This is a genomic window from Methanosarcina acetivorans C2A (assembly GCF_000007345.1).
Classification (GTDB): Archaea; Halobacteriota; Methanosarcinia; order Methanosarcinales; family Methanosarcinaceae; genus Methanosarcina; species Methanosarcina acetivorans.
This window is the reverse complement of record NC_003552.1, coordinates 3,769,754-3,796,072: the sequence shown is the minus strand read 5'-3', so window position 1 is coordinate 3,796,072 and position 26,319 is coordinate 3,769,754. Positions and strand designations below refer to the sequence as shown.

Below are 26,319 nucleotides of genomic sequence, written 5' to 3'. Positions count from 1 at the left end.
TTGGATGGAAAGCTCTGCGATAAAAAACCTTTTCAACAAAAAGTCCGGATCACAGCCCCTTTTAGACCAGCTTGCTCTTAGATTCAAACATTACCAGAAAGAACTCTATATGAGTAACGATATGCTGTTTTCTCTTACTTATATGGCGTCAATCTCAACTGCTAATCTGACAAGGGACAAAATATTCACGAGCATCTCGGACAAGAAGGAATACTGCCCGAGTAAATATTTCAATATGATTAAAGAGCTGGCCCAGCACTGGCACTATGATTACGCTAATGCCTGCGAGCTCATATCCACAAAAGTAACGCATGAGAGAATGCGGGAACTTCTTAACAGGTTATCAAACGCCATAGCGGCAGGAGAACCTGATAGCGAATTCCTCACGAAGGAATGGAAATTATTTAAGACAAAAAGAAAAGACGAGTTCGAAAGAGACCTCGAAACCACCAAAGAATGGTCAAACGCTTACACAGCTCTGCTTGTCTCCACATCTCTCGTAGCTATTATTATCTTACTTTCAGTAATTTTATATAATATGGGGGATCCGGCAGATACGCTTTATTCCACTATGTTCATCATATTTTTCATGGCATTTTTTGGGGTAGGTCTACTTTTTAAAGCTTCTCCGAAAGATTCAAAAGTCCACAGCTTAAGCATAAAATCACAGGAGCAGGTCTACATCTACAAGTGGGCTCCTCTTTCCATTGCCCTGTCTGCCCTGGCTGTTATATTGCTCACTGTTATACCGGCTTTTATCGGTTCAGTCGATTTTTTCATTGACATTAAAGGAGTCGGAATGGTTCTGGCAGGAGTTATTCTGATGCCTGTCGGAATGGCGGCAAATAAAGATATCGATAAAATTAACAAAAGGGATGAATGCTTTACAACCTTTATCCGGAGCCTCGGGTCCATTGTAAGCGGGTCCGGGCTAACGGTACCAAAAGCCCTCCTGAAGATCGATCCCAAAAACCTTGGGGAGCTTAGAGATATGAGCCAGGAGCTTTACAAGAAACTGGCATCCGGGCTGGACCCTGCGCTGTGCTGGGGAAGGTTTGTAGGAGAGACGGGCAGCTACTTGATCTACAAATTGACAAGTGTGTTTGTAGATGCAGTAAATTTAGGGGGCAATGCGGAAGTAGTAGGCGAGCTTGTGAGCTCGTCCAATCTTGAACTGGTTCTTTTGAGAATGAAAAGGGAGCGCATAGCCAAAGGATTTTCCAGCCTCGTCATCCCCCTGCATGTGGCGATGGTTGCCCTTCTTCTATTCATAGGCCAGATCCTGACGATCTTTTCTACTATCATAACTTCCCTTTTTACCCAGTTTGACATCACCGGGTCCGAACTTGAAGGTATACCCGGAGGCATGGGGGGCATGAATCTGGGGATATTTGGCGGGGTCCCGATCGAATTGCTGGGCCAATTCGTTGTGATTGTGACCATTATCCTGACCCTTGCAAATATATTTGCAATTGTTGCGGTGAAGGGGGGGCCGATGTATCTGGCAATCTATTATGGCATGTTTATGTTTACCCTTTCAGGGATACTGATGATTATAATTCCTCCACTGGTGAAAATGGCCTTCTCCTTTGATGGAGTACTTGATAGTCTCGCAGGAGGTGTATGAATCTGGACTTGGTAACCATATATGAAACGAATTTCACTATCTTTGTAGGTATTTTCGTAACTCTGGTCATAATGGGAACAGCAACTCTATATGACAGATATAAAAGTAAAGACGGAACTTCAGTAAATCCCGATGAGTCTAAACTCTTTCCTAACCTGAGCCCGAAAAGAAAAACTTTCAGCTTCGGGGGCCTGAAGCTTTTCCCCTACTCTGTCAAAAAAATTATAAGTTTAATCCCGAAGAGCTCCGGTTCAGGCCGGAAAAAGTCAGGTTCGGGAAGGAAAAAGTCAGGTTCGGTCAAAAAAGCTTCCGGAAAAAATCCTTTTCCCAAAGTGGGAACAGTATTCCTGAAAGCAAAAGGTGCTCTCCAGAGGCTTTTTGCGAGCTTGAACAGTAAAATTTCTCTGCTTTTCTCCGCCCTGCTTCACAGGAATAAAAAAGATGAAGAAAAGCCCGCTTCCTTATCTGATTCTGAAGATGCAGATGAAAAGTTAAGCGAAGCTGAAAAAGTTAACCTGCTTGATAAAGTGGTAGAATCCAAAAGAGAGGAGTTAAATTTTGATGACGACCTCCTAACTAAAATGTCCAATACTGGCACTTTAATGAGCAATAATCCTGTAAGCAATGGTCTTGAAGCAGATACGACAGAGCAATTCTTCGGGGAGATGTCTTCTGAACTCGATTCATCTTTCGATAATGATTTTAATTTCGACGGGAGTGAATTTGCGATTAAAGTCGAAGGATCGGACGGTGAACTTGCCGAAAATGCCTTTACTTTTAACGACAACCCTGCCGAGATAAAGTTCGAGGACGAAAGTGACAGCTTCTTAAATTCACTCAAGAACGATATCATAGTTTCGAATGAGAAAAAGATCAATTTCATGGATGGTATGCAGGGCGAAAATCTGGATTTGAAGTTGATGAAATCCGACCTTGAGGGGGTGCTCAAAGATCTGAAAAAATACAGGCAATTTACGGGTCATAACTTATAAACGGTTTATAAAAACCGTTCATGAGGTGAACCGGAGCTGAATTTACAGTACTCTAATTAATTAATCGGACTGATTTGATTGATCCGATTGATATCTAACCTGAAACAGAAACCAAACCTAAAAAACAAACATAAATTGTGCAACAACATGCAAAGTGAGTGATGAAAAAAATGGTAGACGCAAAATATGTCGGACTTATAGTTTTAGCAGTGTTTTCAGGATCAATGCTGGTATACACCTGGTTGTCTTTGTATGACAGATTTGATCCAAGTGTAATGTTCTATGCAGCGCTTCTTATCCTCTCTTTTTCCCTTATGCTGGTAAAGAGATAAAAACTCGCAAACAAATTCAAAATATATCCCGAGGGTTTCAAAAGACCTGTAAATCCGGAATCCGTTTGTAAATTCCGCCCTCCGTGTAAATTCCAACCGGAATCTGGTGGAACTTAAGGTTACTTGAAATCCTTTCCCACAGTTGGTTCCTGATTAATTGTTGATCTTTCCCGGGGTCCAGGGAAGAATCTTTCAGTTTTTTTCTTTCCGCGCCACACCGGAATGAATCCGGCCAGCCAGCCAGATAAATAAAATTCTTAACGTCGGCACCTGCTTTTTAAATTCCAGCAGATATAACCCAACCTTTCCGCAGTTTTTCCGAGACGTATTAAAAAGGTGGTTCCGTATTAATCAGTTGATATATCCAGATATCCGAAACCGGGCTCTTTTGTTTTTTGATTTCTACTCCTTACAGAGCTGAATTTTTCTCTTCTACAACGCAAAAAAGGAACTAGAGAATTCATATCTTGCCCTGGGAGCCCTCATTAAAATTAACAGATACAGATCAGCGCCTCCGCCAGCTTGTCTGGGGGCCCTTCACAAAATGCAGAAAAAGCAGAAAAAGCAGAGATTAAAGAAAAATAAGACCAAAATTTCTACCTTTTGATCTACTGTTTTCTTTTTCTTATTTTTTGTCATCTTGAGAAAGACCGCTCTCCTGCGTCGAGCGGGATAAGACAGACTCAATATAGCGAGTATGGTTGTAAGGCTCGGACAGACCCATTATTTAGTCCGCTTGGGCGGTACTAACTATAAAAACTCACCAAGTAGTCCGCTTGGGCGAAACTCCAGTGATTTTTACCTATAAAGTAGTCTGCTTGAGCGGAGCGAAACAGACCGCGTACTCCCGAGGCGCAATTCGGGCTGCAGAGCCACAACTCTGCCGAAACAACTCTGCCGAAACAACTCTGCCGAAACGGACGACGGGATGTTGCGATGTAATCGCAACTCCCGGGAAATCTCCGATTTTTGCTTACCTGACAATTACGACGACTGCGCCTTTTACATCAAGAACGTCTACCTCACGGCCTCCGGAGATTACCTCTTTTCGGATTTCGACTGCCTCGGGTTCGAGTTTTACTGCTTCGCCGTTTACGGTAATGGTTATTTTTCCTGAAGCCGCCTGGGCTTCAATTGCAGCAGGGTCTTCTGCCTGGAGGGCTTTTACAACGGCTCCGGCCTCTTTCCTGAAGCGCGGGCCAAGGAAGCCCATGTTGGGCTTTACTTCCACGGGCACATACTCAAATGAGGGAGCCCCTGCCATTAGCTCAACTTCAGAGTTTGTGGCTCCTGCAATATCCCCTGTATCGATCTCTGCATTGTAGATCTCTATTTTCTTCAGCGGAGCATTGAGAGCCATTCCCAGGTCGGACTTGTATCTGCGGACTTCACCTGTGATCTCTTTGATCATTTCACCTGCGGCTTCCGCTTCTTCGCTGATCAGTTTTTCATTGACTGCAGGCCAGGTCTGAGTGTGCACACTTTCCTCGCTGAACCTGGAATACATCTCTTCTGCAAAGAAGGGTATGAATGGAGCAAGCAGGAGGGAGAGGGTCCGGGTTGTGGTGTAAAGCACATACTGGGCGGCTTTCCTGCCTTCAGGGTCTTCTCCGTAAAGCCTGCCTTTCACAAGCTCCAGGTAGTTATCTGCAAGGACTTCCCAGGCAAAGCCCCTGATGGCTTTGAACGTGGAATCAAACTGGTATCCGTCAAGCTCCTTTGTGGCAGTGTCCACAAGTTTGTTAAGTTTGCTCAGGAGCCACCTGTCAATTGTAAGGAGAGCGTCCGGAGGGAAGTTTTCCGCATCTGCAGGCTCGAAGTCCTTTAAATGGGACATTGAGAATCGATAGATACTCCACATTTTCTGCAGGAAGCGAGAGGCTGAGACCACATCTTTCCAGCGGAACATTACGTCCGAGCCTGTGGAACCTCCGACAGCACCCCACTGCCTGAAAGCATCGGCACTATACTGGGTTGTTACCTCTTCGGGGGAGATTACATTTCCGAGGGACTTGCTCATCTTATGCCCGTCAGGTCCGAGCACCATCCCGTTGATCACTATGGAGTCCCAGGGTCTCTTGCCTTCAAGGGCCAGACTCCTAAGGATTGTATAGAAAGCCCAGGTCCTGATGATGTCATGTCCCTGGGGACGGATCTGTGTAGGAAGGCGCATCTCATGCTCGCTTTCCCATCCTGAAACGTGGAGGGCAGTAATCGAGGAGTCCATCCAGGTATCCAGCACATCGGTTTCGGGTTCAAATTCGGTTGAGCCACAGGCACAGGCTTTCTTTGGCGTATTTTCGTTAGGGTCAATCGGGAGCCAGCTCTCTTCGGCAATCATGACTTCCCCGCACTTTTTACAGTACCAGATCGGGATCGGGGTTGCAAAGATCCTCTGCCTCGAGATGCACCAGTCCCATTCCATCGTGCCTGTCCAGTTCTGGAGCCTGACCTTCATGTATTCGGGGTACCATTTAATCTCATCTGCAGCTTTCAGAATGCCTTCGTGATTGATTTTCACGAACCACTGGGGTTCGGACAGGATTTCTATGGGGGTGTCGCAGCGCCAGCAGAGCCCTACATTCTGTTCAAGGGACTTCTGGTCATAGAGGAAACCTGCAGCTTTCAGGTCGGCAATTACAGCTTCTCTGCATTCGGCAAGGGTCATTCCTTCGTATTTGCCTGCGGCTTTTGTCATCCTGCCCTGTTTGTCAAGGGCTTTTACCAGAGGCAGTCCGTATTTTACCCACCAGCGCACGTCCTGCTTGTCCCCGAAGGTACAGATCATCACAGCGCCTGTCCCGAATTCGGGCTCAACAGCTTCGTCAGCAATCAGGGTCACTTTCTGTCCGAAAATGGGCACTGTGATTTCTTTGCCAATGTGCTGGCTGTAGCGCTCGTCTTTGGGGTTAACCGCAACTGCAACACATGCAGCCATCAATTCAGGCCTGGTAGTCGCAATGTCTACTTTATCAAAGTGGACAAAGTTAAGTTTGGTCTGCCTGGACTCATACTCGACTTCTGCAAAAGCGATGGCAGTTTCACAGCGGGGACACCAGTTGACCGGATGGTCTTCGTGATAGATGTGCCCGTCGTTGTACATCCTGACAAAGGATTTCTGTGTCTTTACGAAGTATGAAGGCTCCATGGTAACGAATTCGTTGCTCCAGTCCACGGAAAAGCCCAGACGCAGCATTGTTTTGCGCATCTTTTCGATGTTTCCTGCAGTAAGCTCCCTGCACATCTTGCGGAACTCGGCTCTGGGAACCTGGTTTTTCGTAATTCCGTGGATTTCTTCAACCTTGACTTCCGTTGGCAGGCCGTGGCAGTCCCAGCCCTGGGGGAACATCACATTATATCCGCGCATGCGTTTGTATCTGGCTATATAGTCGATGTAACACCAGTTGAGCGCGTTTCCGATGTGGAAATTGCCTGTAGGATAGGGAGGTGGGGTATCAATAATATACTGAGGGCGGGGGTCTTCTCCCCAGTTGAAGTGGTACATGGAGAGGTTCCACTTCTCCATCCACTTTTCCTCAACCTCGTTAGCATTATATTCTTTTGGAATTTCCGATTCTGTCATAAAGACACTCCATGATTGAGAAATAAGTGTAAGAATTTCTTGGGTTTTAGAGTGCTTGCGATTATTTAAATATATCTGGTTTTGGATGATGGAAATCTCTTCTGCCGGGCAGCTCTCAGGATTATATATTCGAGCTACATCCGATCACTTTTGATCTATATCCTATCTGCATCCGATCTGCACCGAGGAATCTTTTGTCCTGAAAGCAAATAGCCGGCGATCCCCGGAATATCCCTTAACATTGTTCGGCGCAAGGTCTGTATTTATCTGCTTTTTTGTCCTGCTCCTGTCCCGGCCTGGTCCCCTCATTTCGAACGGATAGAAGCAAATATTTCAGCCGTACAGGATAAGGTAATTTTCGAAAATGAAGCCTATCCCGTTTGATTCAGGAGAGCGGCCTTCAACTCATAAAGAAGAGAATTTGATGTAGTGGAGAAGAATTGAAGAGTAAAATTGTAAAAGAGTTGTTGAAGATCTTAAAAATAGTCCAGGCCTGAAAGGATAATATAAAAAGTAAAGTAGGGTTAAGATAAATTAAGTTCGGTTTGAAAAAACTTCTTTCGTCTTTTTCTATGATCTTTTTTTATGCATATCTCCAGGCATCCCGGATATGCATGGCATTCATTCCGAGGCTTTGAGGTGGATATATATCGTTTTCCGGGGTGTCTCCGATAGAGAGCACTTCCCAGGGTTCAAGCCCGAGGCCGTCGAGAGCCATCCTGAAAAGCCGGGTGTCAGGTTTCTTGATGCGGTGGTCCGAAGACATGATTACAAAATTAAAGCGGTCGTACAGGCCCAGGAAGCGAAGCTCCTGTTCCGTAAAAACCCTCTGGGCATTGGAAACAATACATTTGGGTATGTTTCTGTATTTCTCAAGCAGTCGCAGGCTCTGAGGATAAGCTTCCAGTTTCTTTAAAGACGCCGTTCTGAAAACCTTGGCCGTTTCAATTCCAAGCCAGAAGGGATCGATTTCCCTGAAGGCATTTTCGGCACAGATCTCGGCAAAAATCTCTTCTATGCGGATATCAGGGTGCTGCTGACCTGAGTTTCCAAGCCTGCCTATAACTTTCCATCTGTATTCTTCCCGGAGCCGGTCGGGTTCTATCCTCACCCCCTGATAGAGCAACCATTTGCTTACCCTTTCGTTTGTTTCCCGGCCTCCTTCATCTGTTTTGATATCGACGAGAGTTTTATAACAGTCAAAGATTAAACCCTTAATTTTTCCGTTCTGGAGCATAGGGATTCTCCGTGTATTTTTTTGGTATTTTCAATTTTTCTATCTCTTTCTTCTCACAATCTAAATACTATTCTTCAAATATATATTCATTTCGCAAATACTCCTATTAGATTCAATTTTTTGAAGGTATTTCTCTATATCTATATATTTTGCTTCAGGTCTATACTCAGGGCTAAATTCTTGAAAATGATAGGTTTCACAATTCCGAAGGTACTCTGGCTTTCTGGCGAAAAAAGTAATAGAAAAATTGCTCGTAAAGTGTATTCCTTCCAGTTAAAGCTCGATAGTATCAGACCTGGGATCGGCGATTGACCTCAGTTCGGAACCTATGAGATTTGTTGCAAGGACGAAGAGCATGATCATCCCGCCTGCAGATAAGGCCATCATTGGGGCGGTCTGAAGATACACCACTCCGTCTTTCAGGATTGCTCCCAGTTCCGGTGTGGGGGGCTGAATCCCAAGTCCCAGGAATCCAAGCCCGGAGATTGCAACAATCCTGGATCCCAGTCCGAGTGTTGCTATCTCAATGATGGGTCCGCAACTGTTGGGGAGGATATGGCGGAAGAGAATGTATTTATCAGATGCCCCAAGTGCTCTGGCCGCCTCGACGAATCCGCTATTTTTTAGCGAGAGGGTAGAACCCCGGATCATTCGCGCGTACTTTGCCCAGCCTGAAATGGAAAAGGAAAGGATAATACCTGCAGGACTGGGGCCCACAACCCCAACAATAGCAATTGCAAGGACTATATTGGGAAAAGCGAGCAGAATGTCGGTTACTCGCATCAGGAATGCATCGTATCTGCTGAAATAACCTGCATACATACCTACGATAATCCCTATGGTAGCAACGATCAGAGTTGAAATAATTGCGATTGAGAGCGAGGTCTGGGCCCCGTATAATATGCGGCTGAAGATGCATCTGCCAAACTGGTCGGTTCCGAGGGGAAAAGATGCCGAAGGGGAAGATAATCGCTCTTCAAAATGCATTTCTGCAGGGTCATTTGGTGAAATAGTCGAAGCCGTTACAGCCAGCATGGTGATGAGAGTAAAAAGCAGAATCCCGGTTGTAAGCGTTGCGTTCTTTCGCAGAAGCACCAATGTCCGGCTCATGCCGGAAACTGCCCATTTTTTGTCCACGTACGAATACTCCATGTTATTCCCCCTGATCCCTGATTGACGGATCAAGATACAGCTGGGCGAGGTCAACACCGAGATTGATCAGGACGATAATTGCAGCGAAGGTGAGTATACAGCCCTGGACCACCATGATATCCATCGAGGAAACGGATTCCACGAGAAGCCTTCCCAGTCCTGGCAGCGCAAACATACTTTCGATAATAACAGCCCCACCAAAGAGCCATCCAAACTGGGTACCCATATATATTAGAACCGGGATCAACGCGTTCTTGAGCGCATGCCGTTGAATCACGATTCTGCGGCTAAGCCCTTTTGCACGCGCTGTCCTGATATAATCCTGCTCTAGCGTTTCAATCATACTCGTCCGCATGATACGCATTGTTACGGCGGAAAGGCCGATTGAGAGGGTAAGGGCGGGGAGGATAAAGTATTCTATTCCTCCCGTTCCTGCAACCGGAAAAATCCCCAGATAAATGCCCCCCACGAGCATAAAGACTATCGCAACGAAATATTCGGGACTGGAGAGGCTGATGATTGAACTAAGCCTGCAGAGGTGGTCCAGAGGTCCGTTTTGTCTCAGTGCTGCAAGGATTCCGAGTGGAATTGCTGTGGCAGCTGAGAAGATTATTGACAGAAAGGCAAGCTCGAAGGTTGTTGGTAAGGCGTATGCGATTTCTTCTATGGTGCTCCTTTTTGTCTGGTAGGAATACCCCAGGTTGCCATGCAGGACCCTTGAAGCCCATTTCATATAACTTATATACCAGGGGTCGTCAAGGCCCATCTCCTCATGAAGTCGGGCTATCGCCTCTTTCGGAGGACTTTCGGTACCAAGGGTTGCTCTGAGCGTTATCTCGGCCGGGTCTCCGGGAGAAAGGGAGATTACTGCAAAGGTGATGAGGGAGATTCCAATCATCACCGGGACCATTTGAAGCAGCCGGTTCAATATGATTGTATGCATCATCTTGCTCAAACTCTGTATATGGGAGAGGGCATGGAATACCCCCTCAGACAATCGATACATTCTCAAGATAAAGCGAGTACTCTGTCGGATGGAGCCGGTATCCTTCTATATCCGAGGTTGTGACGTCGATATTGACGTAATAGTTGAGATATGCAACCGGAGCTTCTTCGACAATAATTGCCTGGGCTTCGTCATAGAGTTCTTTTCTGACAGCCATGTCGGAAGTCGTTCTGGCTTCTTCGAGCAGTCCATCCACACTTTCGTTGTACCAGCGGTACGCTCCCCAGCCGTCTGTTGATGTACCGCTCGAGTGGTAATCGGTCATCATGATTTCGTCAGGATCCGGTACAAAGAGCAGTCCCCTCCCAACGAGGAAGATATCAAAGTCTCCCTGATTTCGGAGAGAGTTCGCAGCGTCGACATTGAGGACCTGAAGTTCGGTATCAATCCCCACGTTCTTTAGCTGTTGCTGGATTACTTCGGCGATCGAAGGCAGTTCTGCACGCTCAGGGTATGTGATAAGTGTAATTTTCAGGGGATTTCCGTTTTTATCAAGGGTTCCGTCTCCGTTCGTATCGGTCCACCCGGCTTCTTCAAGAAGCGACTTCGCCTTCTCCGTATCATACGTGTATGGAGCAATTTCCTTGTTAGCCCAGTAAAAGCCCGTTGGGAAGAGTCCTGCTGCGGTGGTTCCGTATCCGTGAAGGACATATGTCACTATAGCTTCTCGATCTATTGCGTAATTAACAGCCTGCCGCACTCTCTTATCGTCAAAAGGCTCCCTTTCCGTGTTGAACCCAAGCATTCTTACCCGGGCAATCGGCTGCTGCAGGACGGTATATCCATCCTTTTCCGTATATTCTTCAGCAATCTCAGGTGAAAGGATCATTGCTATCTTAATTTCCTTACTGTCAAGGAGCATTTTTCTCGTAAGTGCCTCAGGCATTATCCGATATATCACCTTATCAACTGAAGCAGTCTGCCCCCAGTAATCGGGGTTTTTGACGACAACGACTTCTTCTTCCGGTTTCCAGGATTCAAAGCTGAAAGGTCCGGTCCCTATGGGCTTTAGCACATTTCCATCTTCATCATAAGATCCGGGGGCAAGGGCAACACTTTCTGCTTTGGAGAAATAGGCCGGCAGTGCGGGGAAGGGGGATTCGAGGCGGATTACCAGAGTCCGGTCGTCCGGAGCCTCAATGGCTGATATGGGAATTTTTTCAAAGATTGACTCTGACCGGACAAGGGACCTTTCGAGAGAGTTTTTCATGATCCCGGCTGTAAAGGGTGTTCCGTCATGGAAGAGGACGTCTTCTCTCAAAATGAAGGTCCAGTTTTTCCCGTCATCAGAGACCTCCCATGATTTGGCAAGGTTTGGGGCGATCTTTCCCTCATAATTGACTCCTACAAGGGTTTCGGCATATCCGAGTCTCTGGGCGATGTAACCTGACTGGTGAGGGTCGATTGTATTTGGACTCCATTGGCCCGAAATCGAAAGTGTCTGAAGTTCTTCTTGTTGTTCCTGTTCCGTACAGCCTGCTCCCATGACCACGAAAGCCAGCAGAATAAAGAGAAATCCCTCTTTTTTTTTCATTTAATTCATCACATCCAATAATTATGTATCAGCTTCAAGTGCCGCAAAAATTCACTTGTCTATAATCTTTGTGCAAATGCATGTAGTAACCGAATGAGGAAATGCATATGGTAATTCCGTGATTTTCCTGTAATTTCTGTCTCATGTCTCCAACCTTCCTCCCCGTAGATCTGGCAGACCTGCATGCCCGTTAAACGTATGAAATGTTATGACATCGCACTTTCCGATCATCATATTTCTTCAGTTCAGGGCTGTGAAGGCAGTTTTTTGTCTTTTCCGGGCAGAACCGGTAGTATACGCATGATCCCGGAATCCTGTTCCCCTGCAGTTCCGGACATTGCAGGGAAGCCGAATCAGGGATTGATGTGAGCTTCCGGGTGAATGGGTGAAGCGGTCTGTCCAGAACATCCTGTCCTTCTTCAACGATCTGTCCGCCAAACATTACAGCGGTCCGGTCTCCTATCGCATGAGCGAGCCCCTGGTCGTGGGTGATAAAGAGGAGAGCGCATCCCAGCCTGTGCTGAAGGGCCTGAAGGAGGCGGACAATAGCCGCCTGTGTGGACACGTCCAGCATTGATGTAGGTTCATCACATATGATAAGGGCCGGTTCCAGCGCGATAGCCCGGGCAATAACGGCTCGCTGCAATTCTCCGCCGCTGAGTTGGTGGGGGTATCGGGCGGCCTGCTCAGGCTCAAGCCCGACAAGCTCGAGAAGTTTTTCAAGCTCTTCTTCCGGCAGCTTCCCGGGAGGTAATACATCGGGATGGATGCGGAAGGGTTCGCAGATGGAGTCAGCTATCTTCCAGCGGGGGTTCAGTGCGCTTTCCGGTTGTTGTGGCACAATCTGGATTTTTCTCCGGATCAGGCGGAGTTCTTTTTGTTTCAACCCTGTCAGGGCCTGTCCCTCAAAGAAAACCTCGCCCTGGGTAGGAGGAATAAGCAGGAGGAGCAGTCTGGAGAGGGTGGATTTACCGCACCCGCTTTCTCCTACAAGAGCAAGTGTTTCTCCGGAATTGATCCGTATGTCCACCCCGTCAACAGCCGTAATCCTGTTCTGTCCTCTCGGGGTGAATATTTTCGTCAGTCCTCTTCCTTCAATCATACAACCAGCACCTGACAGCCGCCCCGTCCGGAAGAGGGATGAGAGGCGGTTCGACCCTACATTTTTCTCCTGCATATGTGCAGCGGAATCGGAATCTACAGCCTCCGTCATATTTGTCCGTCTCTCTTGTCCTGCCTGCTATAGGGTGGAGGCCGTTTTCCGGGAGTGAGCGGAGCATTCCTCTGGCATAGGGGTGAAGAGCCCCTTTAAAAAAGCTCTTTTTTTCCCTGATCTCCATGATCCGTCCGGAATACATGACCGCAATCCTGTCAGCAAGATTTCGGGCAAATGAGAGGTCGTGAGTGATAACAAGCAGGGTGATTCCTTTTTCGCGTACTATCCGAAGAAGAGAAGAGACTGCCTGCCTGTTCATTATGTCTATCCCTTTGGTCGGTTCGTCAGCGATGAGCAGTTCCGGGAGGCCTGCAATTCCCATAGCAACAAGGGACCGCTGGAGCATTCCACCGCTGAAAGAATAAGGGTATGAGTCGATCCGCTCTTCGGGAGGTGTTATTCGGATGAATTGAAGGAGTTCAAGAACCTTTTTTCTGACTATAGACCTGTTCTTTTCCACATGAAGAGAAATAGGCTCTCCGATCTGGGCTCCTATGGTCATTGAAGGATTCATTGCTCCTGCGGGGTTCTGCGGAACCCAGGCGATCTTGCTGCCTCGGATCATTTCAAGTTCGCTTTCAGAGAGTCTCAGGAGGTCTGCACCGCGATATCTTACAGTTCCGGTAGCGGTGCAGTTTGCAGGTAGCAGTCCGAGAAGGGCAAGTCCCAATACTGATTTTCCACTCCCGCTTTCTCCGATGATGGCAAGTGTCTCGGACTGTGTGATGCTGATATCCACCCCATCCACAGCTCGGACGACTTTACCTGATGTTGGGAAGTGTACATGAAGCTGTTTGACCTCAAGAATGGTGTGCATGACTATTTTTTCCATACTTTTGCTTAACTTGTATTACGAAAATCACGGAGTGTATGATATTACTATTTATATTTGTTTTCATATATTCTAAGACAATTGAAAAATAAATTGCTACATATTAACACAAATATATGGCTATATGTGAAACCGGATGAGGTATTATGACTTTACGGATCGACTGGGAGACAGTCTGGGCTGAAGGCATCGGTGAGATGAATCGGCTTTCCAATACGAGTTACTGGAACCGGCGGGCGGAGGATTATTCAGATATGGTTCTGGCAAGTGATTGTAATCACGGCCGGAATATCCTCGGCCTGTTTGAACGGGAAGGGTTGCTGAAAAAAGATTGGCATGTTCTTGATATTGCATCCGGGCCGGGTGCAATAACGATCCCTTTTGCAGAGAGGGTGAGCAGGGTGACTGCGGTCGAACCTGCAGAGAGGATGGCAGCAGCACTTATGTCATCTGCACAGGAAAGGGGACTTTCTAACATCGATGTAATCCCGCAGACTTGGCAGGAGGTGGATGCGGCAGCATATGCGAAGAATTACGATCTGGTCGTCTGCTGTCACGCCCTCTGGCAGTTTCCGGACATTCTCCCCCAGATCCGGCATATGGAGGCAGTTTCCAGGGGTTACTGCTGTCTTGCCCACGGCTTCGAAGCTCCGGCCGAGACGAGCAAACTGCTGGACATTCTGGGGATTGATGAAGGCGACTTTGACCAGTTCATCACGATATTAAACCTTCTCAATGATGCCGGGGTACATCCGAATGTCAACGTGGTCGATTATACTCTTAGCCGGTCGGTTGCCTCCGCAGTTAGTTCTACCAGCAAGCTTGTAGAGAAGCACCGGCCCCTGGATGCCAGTGACAGCGCGTTTATTCGGGACTATGTACAGAGTCGGGCTAAGAACGGCTTATATCAGGTTAGCGGCAGGATGGGGGTTTTATGGTGGAAAGTAGCATGATGGACTGCTCTCTTATATCCGGTATCGATTGGGTCAGGCTTTGGGAAGATAGCTATGATTCCAGGTCGAAAATAATGCGCAGGGACTACGAGATCAATGACTGGACCGAACGGGCGGAGGATTACTCGGAATCCAGGCGGACAAACCAGTACGAGTTTGGAGAGTCAGTCTATGCCGCACTTGATCTCCATGGTGTCATTCCTCCACATGCCAGGGTCCTTGAGGTTGGCTCGGGCCCCGGAACATTTGTCATTCCGTTCGCACGGAGAGTTGACCATGTGACCGCTGTTGAACCTGCTGAGGGAATGATCCGTATGATCCGTCAGAATGCTACGGAAGCAGGAGTAAATAATTATTCCATTATCCCGAAGATCTGGCAGGATGTGACCAGCTCGGAGCTGCAGGACCGGTATGATCTTACCATCACTTCAACCGTTATCTGGATGTTCCGTGATATTATGGCCCAGATCCGCAGGATGGAAGAGGTGACGCGGGGGCACTGTTGCGTGGTCGGGAGCATAGGAACCCGGCAGAGGTTCGAAGCCGAACTCTGGAAGAAGATCATGGGAGATGTCCCTTCTCCGCAGTATTCCGAATTCCCGGTGATATATAACCTTCTATACGAGCATGGAAGGGTGCCTCAGGTACGAGTTATCGATTACACAAGTATGAGGACATTTGAGAATATGTTCAGGATGTACAGGGTTTTCTACTCGATCTATACGGAGATCACGCCTGAGGTTGAAGAGGCAATTCGAGAGGCCCTGTACAGAGATTCCGGTGACGGCCCATGTGTCAGAAAATATCGGTCTGCTGTGGTCTGGTGGGATCCGGCTGTTCGAAGGAAAGAGTTGAAAGGCATCGCCTGAGAATTCGGGCAGGAGTTTTACGGAAGGAAGAGATGTATTGGAGGGTAGGAACGGAAAAAAAGTGCCCGGAAATAGCTGGTCTTAAAAGGCTGAGGAGAGGCTTGTTGATAAGGGAGAGCCCTCAAATGTCCTCATCTTCATTTTTTAAAAACCAACCTGTTATTAAATATCGGCCTTTAATAATCAGTCAGTTATCCCATAATGTTTCCAGGCTTCTTCAATGGTCATTGCTCGCATCCCGAGCTTTCTTGCCGGAAGGATCTCGTTTTCGTAAGAGTCCCCGAGGGACATAACACACCTGGGTTCTAGTTCGAGTTCCATTCTTTTGAGTGCGGTCATAAAAAGCCTGAGGTCAGGTTTCTTGTACCCCACATCGGAAGAGAAAATAACAAAATCAAAGTAGTCGTAGATCCCGAGGAACCGGAGTTCCAGTTCGGAAAAGACCCGCTGGCCGTTTGAGATTATGCACTTGGGGATGTTAATGCAGTGTTCGATTAACTTTATGCTCTGAGGAAAGGGGCGGAGTTTCCGTATCGAAGCCGCCCGAAAGACCCTTGAGGTCTCAATTCCCATGATTTTTTCATCGATTTTCCAGATCGAGTTTTCCCGGCAGATCTCGGCAAAGATCTCTTCAACTCTGACTTCCGGGTATATCTCCTGGGATTCGTCCATCCTTTCCTCTACCTTAAACATGTACGTATCCCACAGCTTTTCCGGCTTTATTTTTACCCCGTGGTAGGCAAGCCATGCGCTTACAGTCTCATAAGTCTCGACCCTGTGTTCTTCGGTGTGGATATCGATAAGTGTTTGGTAGCAGTCAAAAATAACGCCCTTTACCTTGCAGCTCTCAAATGTCTCTTCCCCTGCTATGATAGGATCGGCGGGAACGATTATAGTGCCCTCTTCGGTTTCAGGTTCATTGTTCTTTGAAATGTTCTTGCCTCCCATGTCCCCTTAATAATTGTTTTCAATCCCCTTAATGTTACCCTCAGGCCCTTATTTCCTTTTGGAGTTCTTTTTTCAGAGTCCTTCTTTTCAGAATTCTTCTTTTAGGGTTCTCTCTATTATTCCCTTAATTTCCTCTATTAATCGCACTTAAACATTCACGGGCTTCCCTTATCAGGTAGTTCCTGTACTCGCCCTGGTGAAGCCTTGCCGAACGGAGCAGCCCTACACTCATGAAGAAAGGCAAAATTCTGGTAACGTGGTAAAAGTCCTTTTCTCCGCGGCTGTACTCCCAGAGGAAGTTTCCTATATACGGTTCGGCTTTCCAGCCTCCTCCTTTATGCAATTCGAACTCGTTTTTCAGTTCCGCAGTAAGGATTCCGAGATCCCTTACAGGATTTGCTTCATACCATGAGCTCTCAAAATCAAGTGCATAGGGTTTTCCTTTGCAGAAAATATAATTGGCAGGGGTAACATCCCTGTGGACCATACAGCCCCATTCCCGGTCAATCAAGGAACTGTACCACCATTCTCCAAGGAGTTTGTTGAAAGTATCCCGTGTACCGTAATCCAGTTTCAGGTGATCCAGCACGTCGTGATAGTTCCTGAACTCATTTTCTTTATTATAAGCGTATGACTGTGTATTGTCATGCAGCTGCCGGAGCATATGTGCCACCGCAGCAAGCTTTTCATAAAGGTTCTCTTCGCGTTTAAGGTACCATCTCAGGGATTTTCCGGGTACGTGTTCGGTTACAAGGACACAATTAAAATCCTTATTTATTGCAAGTGGCTTTGCAACGTTTATTACCGAAGCTGCTTTTTTCAGATTCCGGTATTCATTCATCATGCCTCTGTAAGCGTTGTAAGCCTTCAGCTTGCCTGTGGGTTCGGCAAAAAATTTTGCCATTACACTGAAGTGTTCCCCTTTGAACTGATACCTGCAGACAGTGTGAGAGGAATTGTGCTTGAAAACATTCACAAGGCACTTTTTATCGCGAATCCGGTGCCCTACAACTTCTTCAACAAGCCAGTCCCTGAATGGATCCCCAGGATACAAAGTATTAACATGGCGATCTGCCACTTCAAATTACCCCCATTTTTCCAGCCTCAATCTTAACAACTATACTCTTTGCCTCTCAGTTTCTCTTCCTTTTAACAGTAATGCGCTGAAATACAGGCCAGCAAGCGTAGCACTCATGAAGTGTAGCTCTCATGAATCATATAACTCATAACTCACGAAATATAGTGGAACAAAAGGCAGAAATAACCAAACCCTGTAATAACCAAACGTAGCCAGTGGTAGGATTTGATTCTTCGGTCTTGAATCTTCAATACTGGCAGAAGTATACTATAGCCCGGGTATCTTATATTATTATTGGTGTTTCGATATGGACTTTTATCCCTCTCCTTTCTTACTTTGACTTAACGGCGGATGCCTTTCCGGAAGAACGAAGTCCTGAGGCTGGGATGACATTCGGGTTCAGTAGAAAAGGATTTAAATATCGGATGAAATCGATGAGAAGTTGCGATATTATGAATTAATAAAATATTTTTGTTAAGTACAACTGTATAAAGTCATTCGAGAAATTTATATCCTCTTCATCCAAATTTAGTTAATCTTCATCCGAATCTTCGGTGGGTCCATAGCTGGATATTCTATTTTCCAGGAGTGTTCGCGTGATTAAAATCTATAATGAAATACCTGACTCTTGTAATTGGCAAATAGTTGAGGAAATTAATCGAGGATGGTCAAATGATAAGAAATATTATGTCCAAACTACGGACGGCAGAGTATTTTTACTCCGAATATCAGACATATCGCAATATGAGAGAAAGAAGCGAGATTTTCAAGCAATGAAACAGCTTGATAAAATTGACATTTTAATCTCACGCCCGGTTGATTTTGGAATTTGTAATAGCGGTCAGTCCGTATATTTTTTAACAACCTGGATTAAAGGGGAGGCTGCAGAAACTGCTCTTCCGGAGCTAAGCAGCAAAGAACAATACCGGCTTTGTGTCAGAGCTGGAGAAGTATTGAAAATCATGCATCAAATTTCTGCGGCAAAAAACCAGCTGTCATGGTCGGAGCATTTCAATCGCAAAATAGACAGAAATATTACTAATTACAAAGCTTGTGGAATTCATATAAAGGGAGCAGATAAAATAATCGAGTATCTCGAACAAAACCGATATCTGTTAGAAAGTCGTCCCCGGTGCTTTCAACATGGTGACTATCACGCCGGAAATATGATTATTACAAAATCTGGGGAGCTGGGGGTCATTGATTTTGATAGGCTTGATTATGGTGATCCCTGGGAGGAATTCAACCGCATTACCTGGTGCGCAGATATAAGTGCCGCATTTGCTTCGGGACGTATAAACGGATATTTTGATCATGATGTACCTGCTTCATTTTTTAGATTAATGGCTTTATATATTGCAAGCAACCAGCTTTCATCAATTCCCTGGTCAATTTCATATGGACAGGAAGAAGTCCGTACAATGCTCAGACAAGCCGAAGATGTTTTGAAATGGTATGATGGATTTGAAACATACATACCAGAATGGTATATTTCAGGCCCGCCTGAGTGAACATGATGAATACCTTGAGCTCCTCCAAAAACACTTTCCCCAACATTTTCCCCTTTTCCTTTTTAAGATATGTCTGCTGATACAAAGTCTGCTGATACAAATCCTGTGAATCTTTTTCTGTCGGAATTTCTTCCTGGATGGAGTTTCGCGGACTTGGCAGATTCATCAAAGACGGGTTATCTGCGGGTTCTATTTTCATCTTTCAAAGGCAGGTCCCCCAACATCGGCTATGTTATTGTATCCGAATTCTTCCCAGTACCCTCTGTAGGGTGAGTCACTGAGCTCAATTTTTACTATCCACTTCGCCCATTTGTACCCGTATTTGTCTTCAGCTACAAGCTGCAGGGGAAACCCTCTTTCGGGCGGCAGGGTCACATCATTTAATTTATACGCGAGTATGATGTCGCTTTCCAGCAGATAGTCCTTATCAAGGGAAGTGGAATACCCGTCTGCGCTGTAAAAAATAACCGTTGTTGCATTTTCCATAGCCCCTACTTCCTCAAAGATCTCAGCTATCTTTACTCCGGTCCATTTTGCAGTAAAGCTCCAGCCTTCCACACAGTTAAGGTCAACAACTTTAGAAGTTTGAGGCAATTCGGTTATTTCTTCGTAGGTAAAATTCCGGGGGTTTTCCACAAGCCCGTCAACCTGCAGCCTGTAACTCTCTCTGTCGATATACTGGGTACCCTTAATGGCGTTGTTGCGCTGCTGTGCAATAGGGGTTAACGGCTGTCCCTGATAAGAAAGCGTTTCTGTCTGGTTGTCATAGACTCCCGTGCCTCCTCTGTCGGATACGCAGCCTGAAAAGGCTGTAAATACAACTAAAAAAATCAGGAGTAAATAGATCGGTTTCATGTATTTTTCCTGTCTCCCTCAATTCTCCCTCTCTCTTTTCCTTACTACTCCCTTTTTTCCTTACTACTCCCTCTTTTTTTTACGATTCCTTCCTCAAATATGCTAAATATCAATCTCACCTGAATAAATGAATATCTGAAAAAGAAATTCATGGAGTTCTAACCATAAAAAGCAGGAGCAACAATGTGTGTAACTAACAGAAAAGATAAATCAATCAGGACTTATGCAGTTGAACTGAGAAATCAATAGCATTTAGCACCCAACGGCCTAAAATGTAAATTTAATTCACAGTGTTTGCCAATCCTGGTTTTGTATCTCATGCGCGCAAATCCTGTCATAAATCCTGCCATTATTCTTTTTGCTTTGTTTGCACATGCTTATGCATGTTCAGGCAATGAGGTGCGGTTTAGTTGATTACTTGTTCGGCCACCTCTACCTTCAGCAGTGCCCGGACATTTTCAATCTGGTTAGCAATAGTTACTGTACTGGAACCTGCAAACAGCAGCCCAACAGCCACATTATCCAGCGTCGTTATCAGTGAACCCGAATCACCGCCTTCACTCATTGAGGTGGTTATGATCTGGTCTTTAAACCTTGCAACCTTGCCTTGACTATAATTGATATCTACAGTTGCATTGACTGCTGTGATCCTGCCTGTGGTAAAGGCTGTGGTGCGCCCGGTTTTTTTCACAAGATCCCCTACCTTTACGAAATTTTTCTGCTTCCATCCCCGCACTTCTCCGATCCAGTAAATTTCCCGGTCGATATTACAGAACTCCACGAGCGCAAGTGCACAGTCCACAGTGTTGTTCTGAGATTCTCTGGGCTCCGAAAAATCGATGGGTACAAATCTGAACAGCGTACCGATTCTGTCCTCCGGATCTTTCCCTCCATCAAAAGCTCCAGGTTGCAGCACCGCATCTCCGATCTGTCCTGCATTGGAAGCTGCAAGTACGTGGTTATTACTGAGAATGTAGTATTTGGGCGGCATGCCAATCCCTTGTACAGGCGGGCTGACCTTGCCTCCAGGCAGGATATCGTAAACACCTGTAGCGATGGTACCTGCTGTGATATCTTTATGTCCCACGCTGTATCCTCCTTTAGCCGGACGGACGCGGTTATTCAATGCCAGTGGTGAGAAAGCTTCCGATTTTGGTTCACCTCCTGCCATGGGTATGCCTATCGCCATCACATCTGTTTTATGCCCTCCCAGTTCTTCAGGTATTATAGCTCCCGCAGGCAGCATTGATTTTTCAAGTTTTTGTGTGACCAGCACTATCAGAGCAGATTCGCCTGTAGGTTTTCCATCCGTCACCTTGGCACCTACTGCCAGACCTACCACGTTGGGAAGTATTTTATCTGGATGCAGGAATTTGTCAACTTCAGCCCTATGCGCCATCGACGCAGCTTCCGCATCCTTCTCTTTTATCATCCATATATTTGCCGATTCTACTTTCTTTGCCATAATTTATCCCCACTCCTACATAATTTCAATTTTATTTTATCTGTTTTTAATTTTATTCCAAATTCATTTGTTGTTTCCTGCACACCTGATCTTGTATGACTGTTATTGAAACATGGCTGCATTTTCAACAAATAATAAAAATCGATTTGATGTTGGCCGATTCGCTATCTTTATTGATCAACTATTATGAACTGCTACTCAATGCTGTTCCAGTTCCTGACATCCACTACCTGGTGTACCCCATCCCCCACTACCTGGTGTACTCCATCCCCCACTACCTGGTGTACCCCATCCCCCACTACCTGGTGTACCCCATCCCCCACTACCTGGTGTACCCCATCCCCCACTACCTGGTGTACCCCATCCCCCACTACCTGGCGTACACCGTCCTCAATACTTTATGACGCTATCCTTATTACTTGGTGTACGCCGTCAGGTCACCAATCTCTTCGACCTCTACTTCATATCCTTCAAGTGTTTTTGGTATTTTTTCTTCGGGACGGAGTGAGGAATCCAAAACCTTATGTGTAACTCCCACGAAAATCACATCCTTTTCATTTTTTTTACCAGTCCAAACACCCTTGACATTAGGCAGATCCATCAATTTGACCTCGTACTTTTCCCTCACATCCACAATGTCCATTTATATCTCCTACGATAATTTTTTATGTGGTATCCGATCCATCAACCTGTTTAGATTAAGCACTGTAGCGCGGTACTGTAATAATAGCATAGTGTTATTATTTATTGGTCCCGTCCATATCCAGATTAACAGGTTCGCCAGATCTCCTTTGAAACCTTTCATCACATCCTTCAGGTAACCTGTATAAAAACAGCTAAAGAAGAATACACTTTCCCTTCAGGATCTATGGATCCTTGATTTCCAGTACAAACTCAGGCATAACATCAATTTCCCAAATACTCCCCCTGGAGATTTTTGGCACACAATGGTATTTATTACAATACCTCCTGGTGATCAAACAGCGGTACTGAAATACTATTATTAATTTAATATATAATTTTCATTTTCTATATTTCTTCTTAGATATATCCTTCTGAATCTTATTTATAAATCAAATTGTTAGTGATCACATACTCTAAAACGAGTTGTCTGACAATTTAATTATAGAGTAAAAAGATGACAAAAAGAGAGTATTATAATACATTTTTAAAAAAGAAGATTTGTTTATTACTGATAGGAATTGTCGGACAGCCTCTAGGGGTATTCTTTTCCCTTCTTATACAAAAAAGGTAAAGGGCGCCTGAATTATTTTTCAGGCTTCATCGTATCCGATTTCTTCTTTTGTGAGGTAGCAGGCGGGGTCGTCTGCCCAGACGTTTCCGTACACGGCTTCGGCTCGAACCCGGAAGTTTCCGTTGCAGACATCGAACCATTTGCATTTTGCACAACGGTCGGCATTAGCCTGGATAAGGGGTTTCCTGTGCTTGAGCCCGGCCATGAGTTCGTCACTCTGGTCGGTCCAGATCTCACTGAAGGGGCGTTCCCTGACGTTTCCGAAGGAGTAGTGTCTCCAGAACTGGTCGGCGTGCACCGAGCCGTCCCAGGACACGCAGCCGATACCTATTCCGGAAGAGTTGCCCTGGTTCATGGACAGGAGTTCGAACACTTCGGCCGCCCTTTTCGGGTTTTCTTTCAGGAGCTTGAGGTAGATGTAGGGACCGTCGCAGTGGTTGTCCACGGTCAGGACTTCTGCGGGGAAGCCTTTCTTGTGCAAGGCTTTTGTCCGTTCCATTATGAGATCAACGGCTTTCCTGGACTCTTCGGGGGAGAGGTCTTCGTCCACCATTGTCGAACCTCTGCCGGCATAGACCAGGTGGTAGAAGCAGACCCTGGGGATGTTTTCTTCCTCGAGCAGGTCGAAGATGGCAGGGATGTCCCGGACGTTCTGCTTGTTGATGGTGAAGCGGAGTCCGACCTTTATGCCTTCTTCCTGGCAGTTGTGCAGGCCCCTGAGGGCGGCATCAAAGGCTCCTTTCATGCCCCTGAATTTGTCATTTGTCTCCCGGACCCCGTCCAGGGAAACACCAACATAGGAGAGGCCCACGGCTTTGAGCTTTTTTGCCAGGTCTTTATCTATGAGAGTCCCGTTTGTGGAAATTACCGCTCTCATGCCTTTTTCCCGGGCGTAGGCAGCAAGTTCGGGGAGGTCCTTTCGCATTGTAGGCTCACCCCCGGAAAAAAGCATTACAGGGGAGCCAAAAGCGGCCAGGTCATCGATAAGGGCTTTTCCTTCTTCGGTGGAAAGCTCGTTTTTGAATTCCATGTCTTTTGCCTGGGCATAACAGTGGACGCATTTCAGGTTGCATCGGCGGGTCATGTTCCAGACTACTACCGGTTTTTTGTCTTTTGAAAACTGCAGCAGGTGAGAGGGAAGCCGATTAGACTCCCTTCCATAGCGAAGGGCGTCAGAAGGTTCCACGGTTCCGCAGTAAAGTTTTGAAACGCCTATCATATCGATCCGTCAAAATTGAGATTGTTTTACAGAAATTAGTAAATAATTTTAAATTGTTGTTTACTTTACCTTAACTTTCTGATTGTTTTATATTTGCAGAGACAGGGGTGATTATATGGGCATTCACAATTATAAAACTAAGGTCAGAATGCCTAGGCTCGAGGATATGACCAGAAATGCCGAATATCCCTAAGTCAACCGAGAAAAATATTCCCGATTACATATTTTCGATTCGTAAAAGTATCTATTTGCCGATGGCATAAAACCTCTTCGAATTTGATATCTCTTATCGTTCTTTCGACCCTGCATGTATCATACCCTGCTCTATACCCGGCTCTCCGTCTATTTCAAAGTTGTCAATCCATCCGAGAGGCCTGCATTGTTGGGTTATAAGGCGTGTTTTCCATCCTGCTTTCTATTATCCATGATTTCGATTGCTATCGTTTCAGCTAGTTGTCTTCCGGGATCCCGGAGATAATCCTGATAAGGATAAACGGTGAGTGCGGATAGGTAGTATAGAGTTCCACCAACGGCATCTTCAAGTTCAGGCAGGCCGTTAGCCGGGGCATTGAAGGTGATCGCAGGGTACGATATAAGTTCCGGGTTCGACCTGATCTTCGTTATGGTGATGGTGGAGTCTCAGATCGTGACTGATGCAGGAATGGCTTTGAAAATCTTTCTTCCGGGTATTAGCAATGATTCCGGATAAGTAGAGTTTTCTCCTCGGAATGGTCAAAAGCGTGTGTACTCCGCAGGAAAGTTTGAGAATGGAGCATATGTTTGAAAGAGAAGCATAATAAACGAAAGTTGAGGTTTTTAAAAAGACGAAGAGCTTACAAGAAACTTATTTTGAAGTGTTAAAAAGCCTCCTGTCCCGGGACAGTTTTACTTTTCAGGCATCTGAATTCCGTTTCGTCTGGAGAAACGTATTCCATTATCCTCAGGCAAAATCCGTAGGATCTACTGTACATTTCGCATTCTCCACATTTTTCTGGCATCTGGTCCGTTGCTTTTCCCCCATCATATTACATTTCAATTATATTTTTTTCTAAAGTATATAACTTTCCAAAGTTATATACTTTATCCATAATTTTATATTTGTTCGAATTCGTATATTACTATTTTTCATCCCTTTCATGGCGAATTTCAGAATTCCTTAAAGGAAAAGTGCGAGGCCGAATGCAACTTTAACTACACGGATTGAGAGCATTATTCTGAATTCATTCATTTAGACTGTCTCTTAACTGTCTCTTAAATGTAAAAAGTATATGATTTTCACCTTCGGTGTGCTTAATGATGAAAAACGCAGAGACATACTCGTCACCTGACCTGCAAAAAAGTGACTCTTGGATTATAAGGAGCAATCAATAATCATTATACATTTAATAAGTGACGGCACTGCAGCGCTCGCCTGGAAAAGCCCATCATGGTTATGGAAGCAAATTCGGAGCTCACAGGATCAACAAGGATGGTTTATAAGATGTTGAGTTTAAAAGGAGCATTGAAGAACCTGGAATCGAACCCCTATTTTCAAGAGTAAGACATCCCCGGACAAATGGAAAAATTGAGAAATGGTTCTAAACACATCTGTTCTAAGCACATCTATTCTACGCATCTCAAAGGTTTAGAGGAGAGTTTAAATTATTCCAGAAATTTGTATAGTTGTACGTCAAAAGCCCTCATGGGTTTTTAAGTGTTGTTCTTTCGAACCGGTTTTATGAGAAGAGCCATGTTTTATGAGATCGTTCCCATATAGCGCGGCTCTCAACAGATTTCAGTTATATTTTTAGAACAGTTCTTCAGTTACTTTTGAGCTGGTTTTTCATAGTTTTTTTCATAGCCTTTACCAGGGCTTCGAAAGTAAACTCCTCAGGGATTACGTCCGCATTGACTCCATATTTTTCCAGGGTATTTCCCGTAGGAGTTCCGATTGCGCCTACAACGGCTCTGCTGAGGGTCTCTTTTATCGTATCTTTTGCTCCCAGCTTCTCCGCATGCTTCATGAAGCCTCTGACCATCATTGAACTTGTAAAGGCAAAGGCATCAACCTCTCCTGCGAGGGTACGTTCTATAAGCTCTTTTTGGGCTGCCCCTTCAGGGATGCTGAGAGTGTACACATGGGTCTCATAGACGGTTGCTCCGCACTGTTCAAGGCCTTCTATTAAAACCTTGGCCCCAAAAGCGCTCCTCGCAAGATCTATTGTTTTTCCTTTTACCTCCGGGCAGAGAGCTTCTACAATTCCTTCGGAACTATAATCCCCGGGCAGGAAAGGCTTTTCAATTCCGATCTTCACAAGCTCTTTTTCCGTGTTCGGGCCGATTGCTATTACCCTGGTTTTTTTCAGGGCTGCGATGAATTTTTCCTTTTCAGGTTTCGTGAGCTTGTCCAGTGTGAAAGTTATCCCGTTTGCGCTTGTAAATACAACATAATCCGAAGTCCCTTTTACGACTCTCTGCACGAAAGGCTCGAATACTTCATCTTTTAAGCCTTCAAGCTGGATCATGGGGACATAGACGGGCTCAAAGCCGTAGTCCCTGGCAATTGCCTCGGACTTTTCCCTGTAGCTTTCAGGCCTCATGATTGCAAGCAAGGGAATTTTTTCTGCGGTTAATTCTTCTGTCATGCCCTTATTCGTCATACCTTCACCTCTTTGA

The 26,319-nt window shown here is 45.7% G+C and carries 22 protein-coding genes and 1 pseudogene; 8 read left to right on the top strand and 15 right to left on the bottom strand.

What is annotated here, in order from left to right; all coding sequences use genetic code 11:
* Positions 1 to 4 precede the first annotated feature (4 nt).
* The 3 genes from flaJ (at position 5) to MA_RS27310 (ending at position 2,951) form a co-directional block, all read left to right on the top strand.
* A complete protein-coding gene (flaJ, locus tag MA_RS15980; RefSeq protein ID WP_048065593.1) occupies positions 5 to 1,627 on the top strand; it encodes an archaellar assembly protein FlaJ in 1,623 nt (540 codons plus the stop codon).
* A complete protein-coding gene (locus MA_RS15975) occupies positions 1,624 to 2,619 on the top strand; it encodes a hypothetical protein (RefSeq protein WP_011022993.1) in 996 nt (331 codons plus the stop codon). The genes flaJ and MA_RS15975 overlap by 4 nt, the downstream gene beginning before the upstream one ends.
* Positions 2,620 to 2,780: 161 nt before the next feature.
* Positions 2,781 to 2,951, top strand: a complete 171-nt coding sequence (locus MA_RS27310; RefSeq protein ID WP_157860281.1) for a hypothetical protein — start codon at positions 2,781 to 2,783, stop codon at positions 2,949 to 2,951.
* Positions 2,952 to 3,924: 973 nt separating this feature from the next.
* Here the strand turns inward: MA_RS27310 and MA_RS15970 are convergent.
* The 7 genes from MA_RS15970 to MA_RS15940 all read right to left on the bottom strand — a co-directional run bounded on the left by MA_RS15970 (position 3,925) and on the right by MA_RS15940 (position 13,511).
* Entirely contained in the window at positions 3,925 to 6,534 is a 2,610-nt protein-coding gene (locus tag MA_RS15970) for a valine--tRNA ligase (RefSeq protein WP_011022991.1), read from the bottom strand.
* A 583-nt stretch (positions 6,535 to 7,117) separates the two neighbouring features.
* Complete coding sequence (locus tag MA_RS15965; protein WP_011022990.1) at positions 7,118 to 7,771, bottom strand: HAD family hydrolase; 654 nt, start codon at positions 7,769 to 7,771, stop codon at positions 7,118 to 7,120.
* A 273-nt stretch (positions 7,772 to 8,044) separates the two neighbouring features.
* Positions 8,045 to 8,923 carry an ABC transporter permease gene (locus MA_RS15960; protein ID WP_048065592.1) on the bottom strand — a complete coding sequence of 293 codons (879 nt, stop codon included), beginning with the start codon at positions 8,921 to 8,923 and terminating at the stop codon, positions 8,045 to 8,047.
* A gap of 1 nt (position 8,924) precedes the next feature.
* Positions 8,925 to 9,866, bottom strand: coding sequence for an ABC transporter permease (locus tag MA_RS15955; RefSeq protein ID WP_048066436.1), 942 nt, complete (start codon positions 9,864 to 9,866; stop codon positions 8,925 to 8,927).
* 46 nt (positions 9,867 to 9,912) lie between these two features.
* Positions 9,913 to 11,463 (bottom strand): ABC transporter substrate-binding protein, encoded by a 1,551-nt coding sequence (locus MA_RS15950; RefSeq protein WP_011022987.1) that lies wholly within the window; start codon positions 11,461 to 11,463, stop codon positions 9,913 to 9,915.
* 190 nt (positions 11,464 to 11,653) lie between these two features.
* Positions 11,654 to 12,565 (bottom strand): ABC transporter ATP-binding protein, encoded by a 912-nt coding sequence (locus MA_RS15945; RefSeq protein ID WP_048065591.1) that lies wholly within the window; start codon positions 12,563 to 12,565, stop codon positions 11,654 to 11,656.
* Positions 12,558 to 13,511 (bottom strand): ABC transporter ATP-binding protein, encoded by a 954-nt coding sequence (locus tag MA_RS15940; RefSeq protein WP_226990629.1) that lies wholly within the window; start codon positions 13,509 to 13,511, stop codon positions 12,558 to 12,560. Before MA_RS15940 ends, MA_RS15945 begins: the two co-directional genes overlap by 8 nt.
* A gap of 146 nt (positions 13,512 to 13,657) precedes the next feature.
* On the opposite strand from MA_RS15940, the gene MA_RS15935 reads away from it, so the two are divergent.
* Both MA_RS15935 and MA_RS15930 read left to right on the top strand, forming a co-directional pair.
* The gene (locus MA_RS15935; RefSeq protein ID WP_011022984.1) at positions 13,658 to 14,464 is read left to right on the top strand and encodes a class I SAM-dependent methyltransferase; all 807 of its coding nucleotides are present in this window, start codon (positions 13,658 to 13,660) and stop codon (positions 14,462 to 14,464) included.
* Positions 14,446 to 15,333 carry a class I SAM-dependent methyltransferase gene (locus tag MA_RS15930; RefSeq protein WP_011022983.1) on the top strand — a complete coding sequence of 296 codons (888 nt, stop codon included), beginning with the start codon at positions 14,446 to 14,448 and terminating at the stop codon, positions 15,331 to 15,333. Before MA_RS15935 ends, MA_RS15930 begins: the two co-directional genes overlap by 19 nt.
* Before the next feature lie 183 nt (positions 15,334 to 15,516).
* On the opposite strand, the gene MA_RS15925 is transcribed toward MA_RS15930, so the two are convergent.
* Entirely contained in the window at positions 15,517 to 16,281 is a 765-nt protein-coding gene (locus MA_RS15925; RefSeq protein ID WP_011022982.1) for an HAD family hydrolase, read from the bottom strand.
* A gap of 124 nt (positions 16,282 to 16,405) precedes the next feature.
* Positions 16,406 to 17,359 carry a phosphotransferase gene (locus MA_RS15920; RefSeq protein ID WP_011022981.1) on the bottom strand — a complete coding sequence of 318 codons (954 nt, stop codon included), beginning with the start codon at positions 17,357 to 17,359 and terminating at the stop codon, positions 16,406 to 16,408.
* Between the two features lie 596 nt (positions 17,360 to 17,955).
* On the opposite strand from MA_RS15920, the gene MA_RS15915 reads away from it, so the two are divergent.
* Positions 17,956 to 18,870: an aminoglycoside phosphotransferase family protein gene (locus MA_RS15915; RefSeq protein WP_011022979.1), complete on the top strand. Its 915-nt coding sequence runs from the start codon at positions 17,956 to 17,958 to the stop codon at positions 18,868 to 18,870.
* Positions 18,871 to 19,065: 195 nt separating this feature from the next.
* Here the strand turns inward: MA_RS15915 and MA_RS15910 are convergent, their stop codons facing one another.
* From MA_RS15910 to ahbC, 5 genes are all read right to left on the bottom strand, one after another.
* Entirely contained in the window at positions 19,066 to 19,725 is a 660-nt protein-coding gene (locus MA_RS15910; RefSeq protein ID WP_011022978.1) for a molybdopterin-dependent oxidoreductase, read from the bottom strand.
* A 406-nt stretch (positions 19,726 to 20,131) separates the two neighbouring features.
* Complete coding sequence (locus MA_RS15905; protein ID WP_011022977.1) at positions 20,132 to 21,190, bottom strand: hypothetical protein; 1,059 nt, start codon at positions 21,188 to 21,190, stop codon at positions 20,132 to 20,134.
* A gap of 194 nt (positions 21,191 to 21,384) precedes the next feature.
* Complete coding sequence (locus MA_RS27305; RefSeq protein ID WP_157860279.1) at positions 21,385 to 21,561, bottom strand: hypothetical protein; 177 nt, start codon at positions 21,559 to 21,561, stop codon at positions 21,385 to 21,387.
* Between the two features lie 44 nt (positions 21,562 to 21,605).
* The gene (locus MA_RS15900) at positions 21,606 to 21,833 is read right to left on the bottom strand and encodes a hypothetical protein (protein ID WP_048065590.1); all 228 of its coding nucleotides are present in this window, start codon (positions 21,831 to 21,833) and stop codon (positions 21,606 to 21,608) included.
* A 631-nt stretch (positions 21,834 to 22,464) separates the two neighbouring features.
* Positions 22,465 to 23,664 (bottom strand): 12,18-didecarboxysiroheme deacetylase, encoded by a 1,200-nt coding sequence (ahbC, locus tag MA_RS15895; RefSeq protein ID WP_011022974.1) that lies wholly within the window; start codon positions 23,662 to 23,664, stop codon positions 22,465 to 22,467.
* 574 nt (positions 23,665 to 24,238) lie between these two features.
* On the opposite strand from ahbC, the gene MA_RS29490 reads away from it, so the two are divergent.
* Both MA_RS29490 and MA_RS27300 read left to right on the top strand, forming a co-directional pair.
* Positions 24,239 to 24,373, top strand: coding sequence for a hypothetical protein (locus MA_RS29490; protein ID WP_282678825.1), 135 nt, complete (start codon positions 24,239 to 24,241; stop codon positions 24,371 to 24,373).
* Positions 24,374 to 25,095: 722 nt separating this feature from the next.
* A pseudogene (locus MA_RS27300) lies at positions 25,096 to 25,323 on the top strand (hypothetical protein); the annotation flags it as partial.
* Between the two features lie 140 nt (positions 25,324 to 25,463).
* On the opposite strand, the gene MA_RS15890 reads toward MA_RS27300, so the two are convergent.
* Entirely contained in the window at positions 25,464 to 26,303 is an 840-nt protein-coding gene (locus MA_RS15890) for a uroporphyrinogen-III synthase (RefSeq protein ID WP_011022973.1), read from the bottom strand.
* Positions 26,304 to 26,319 lie beyond the last annotated feature (16 nt).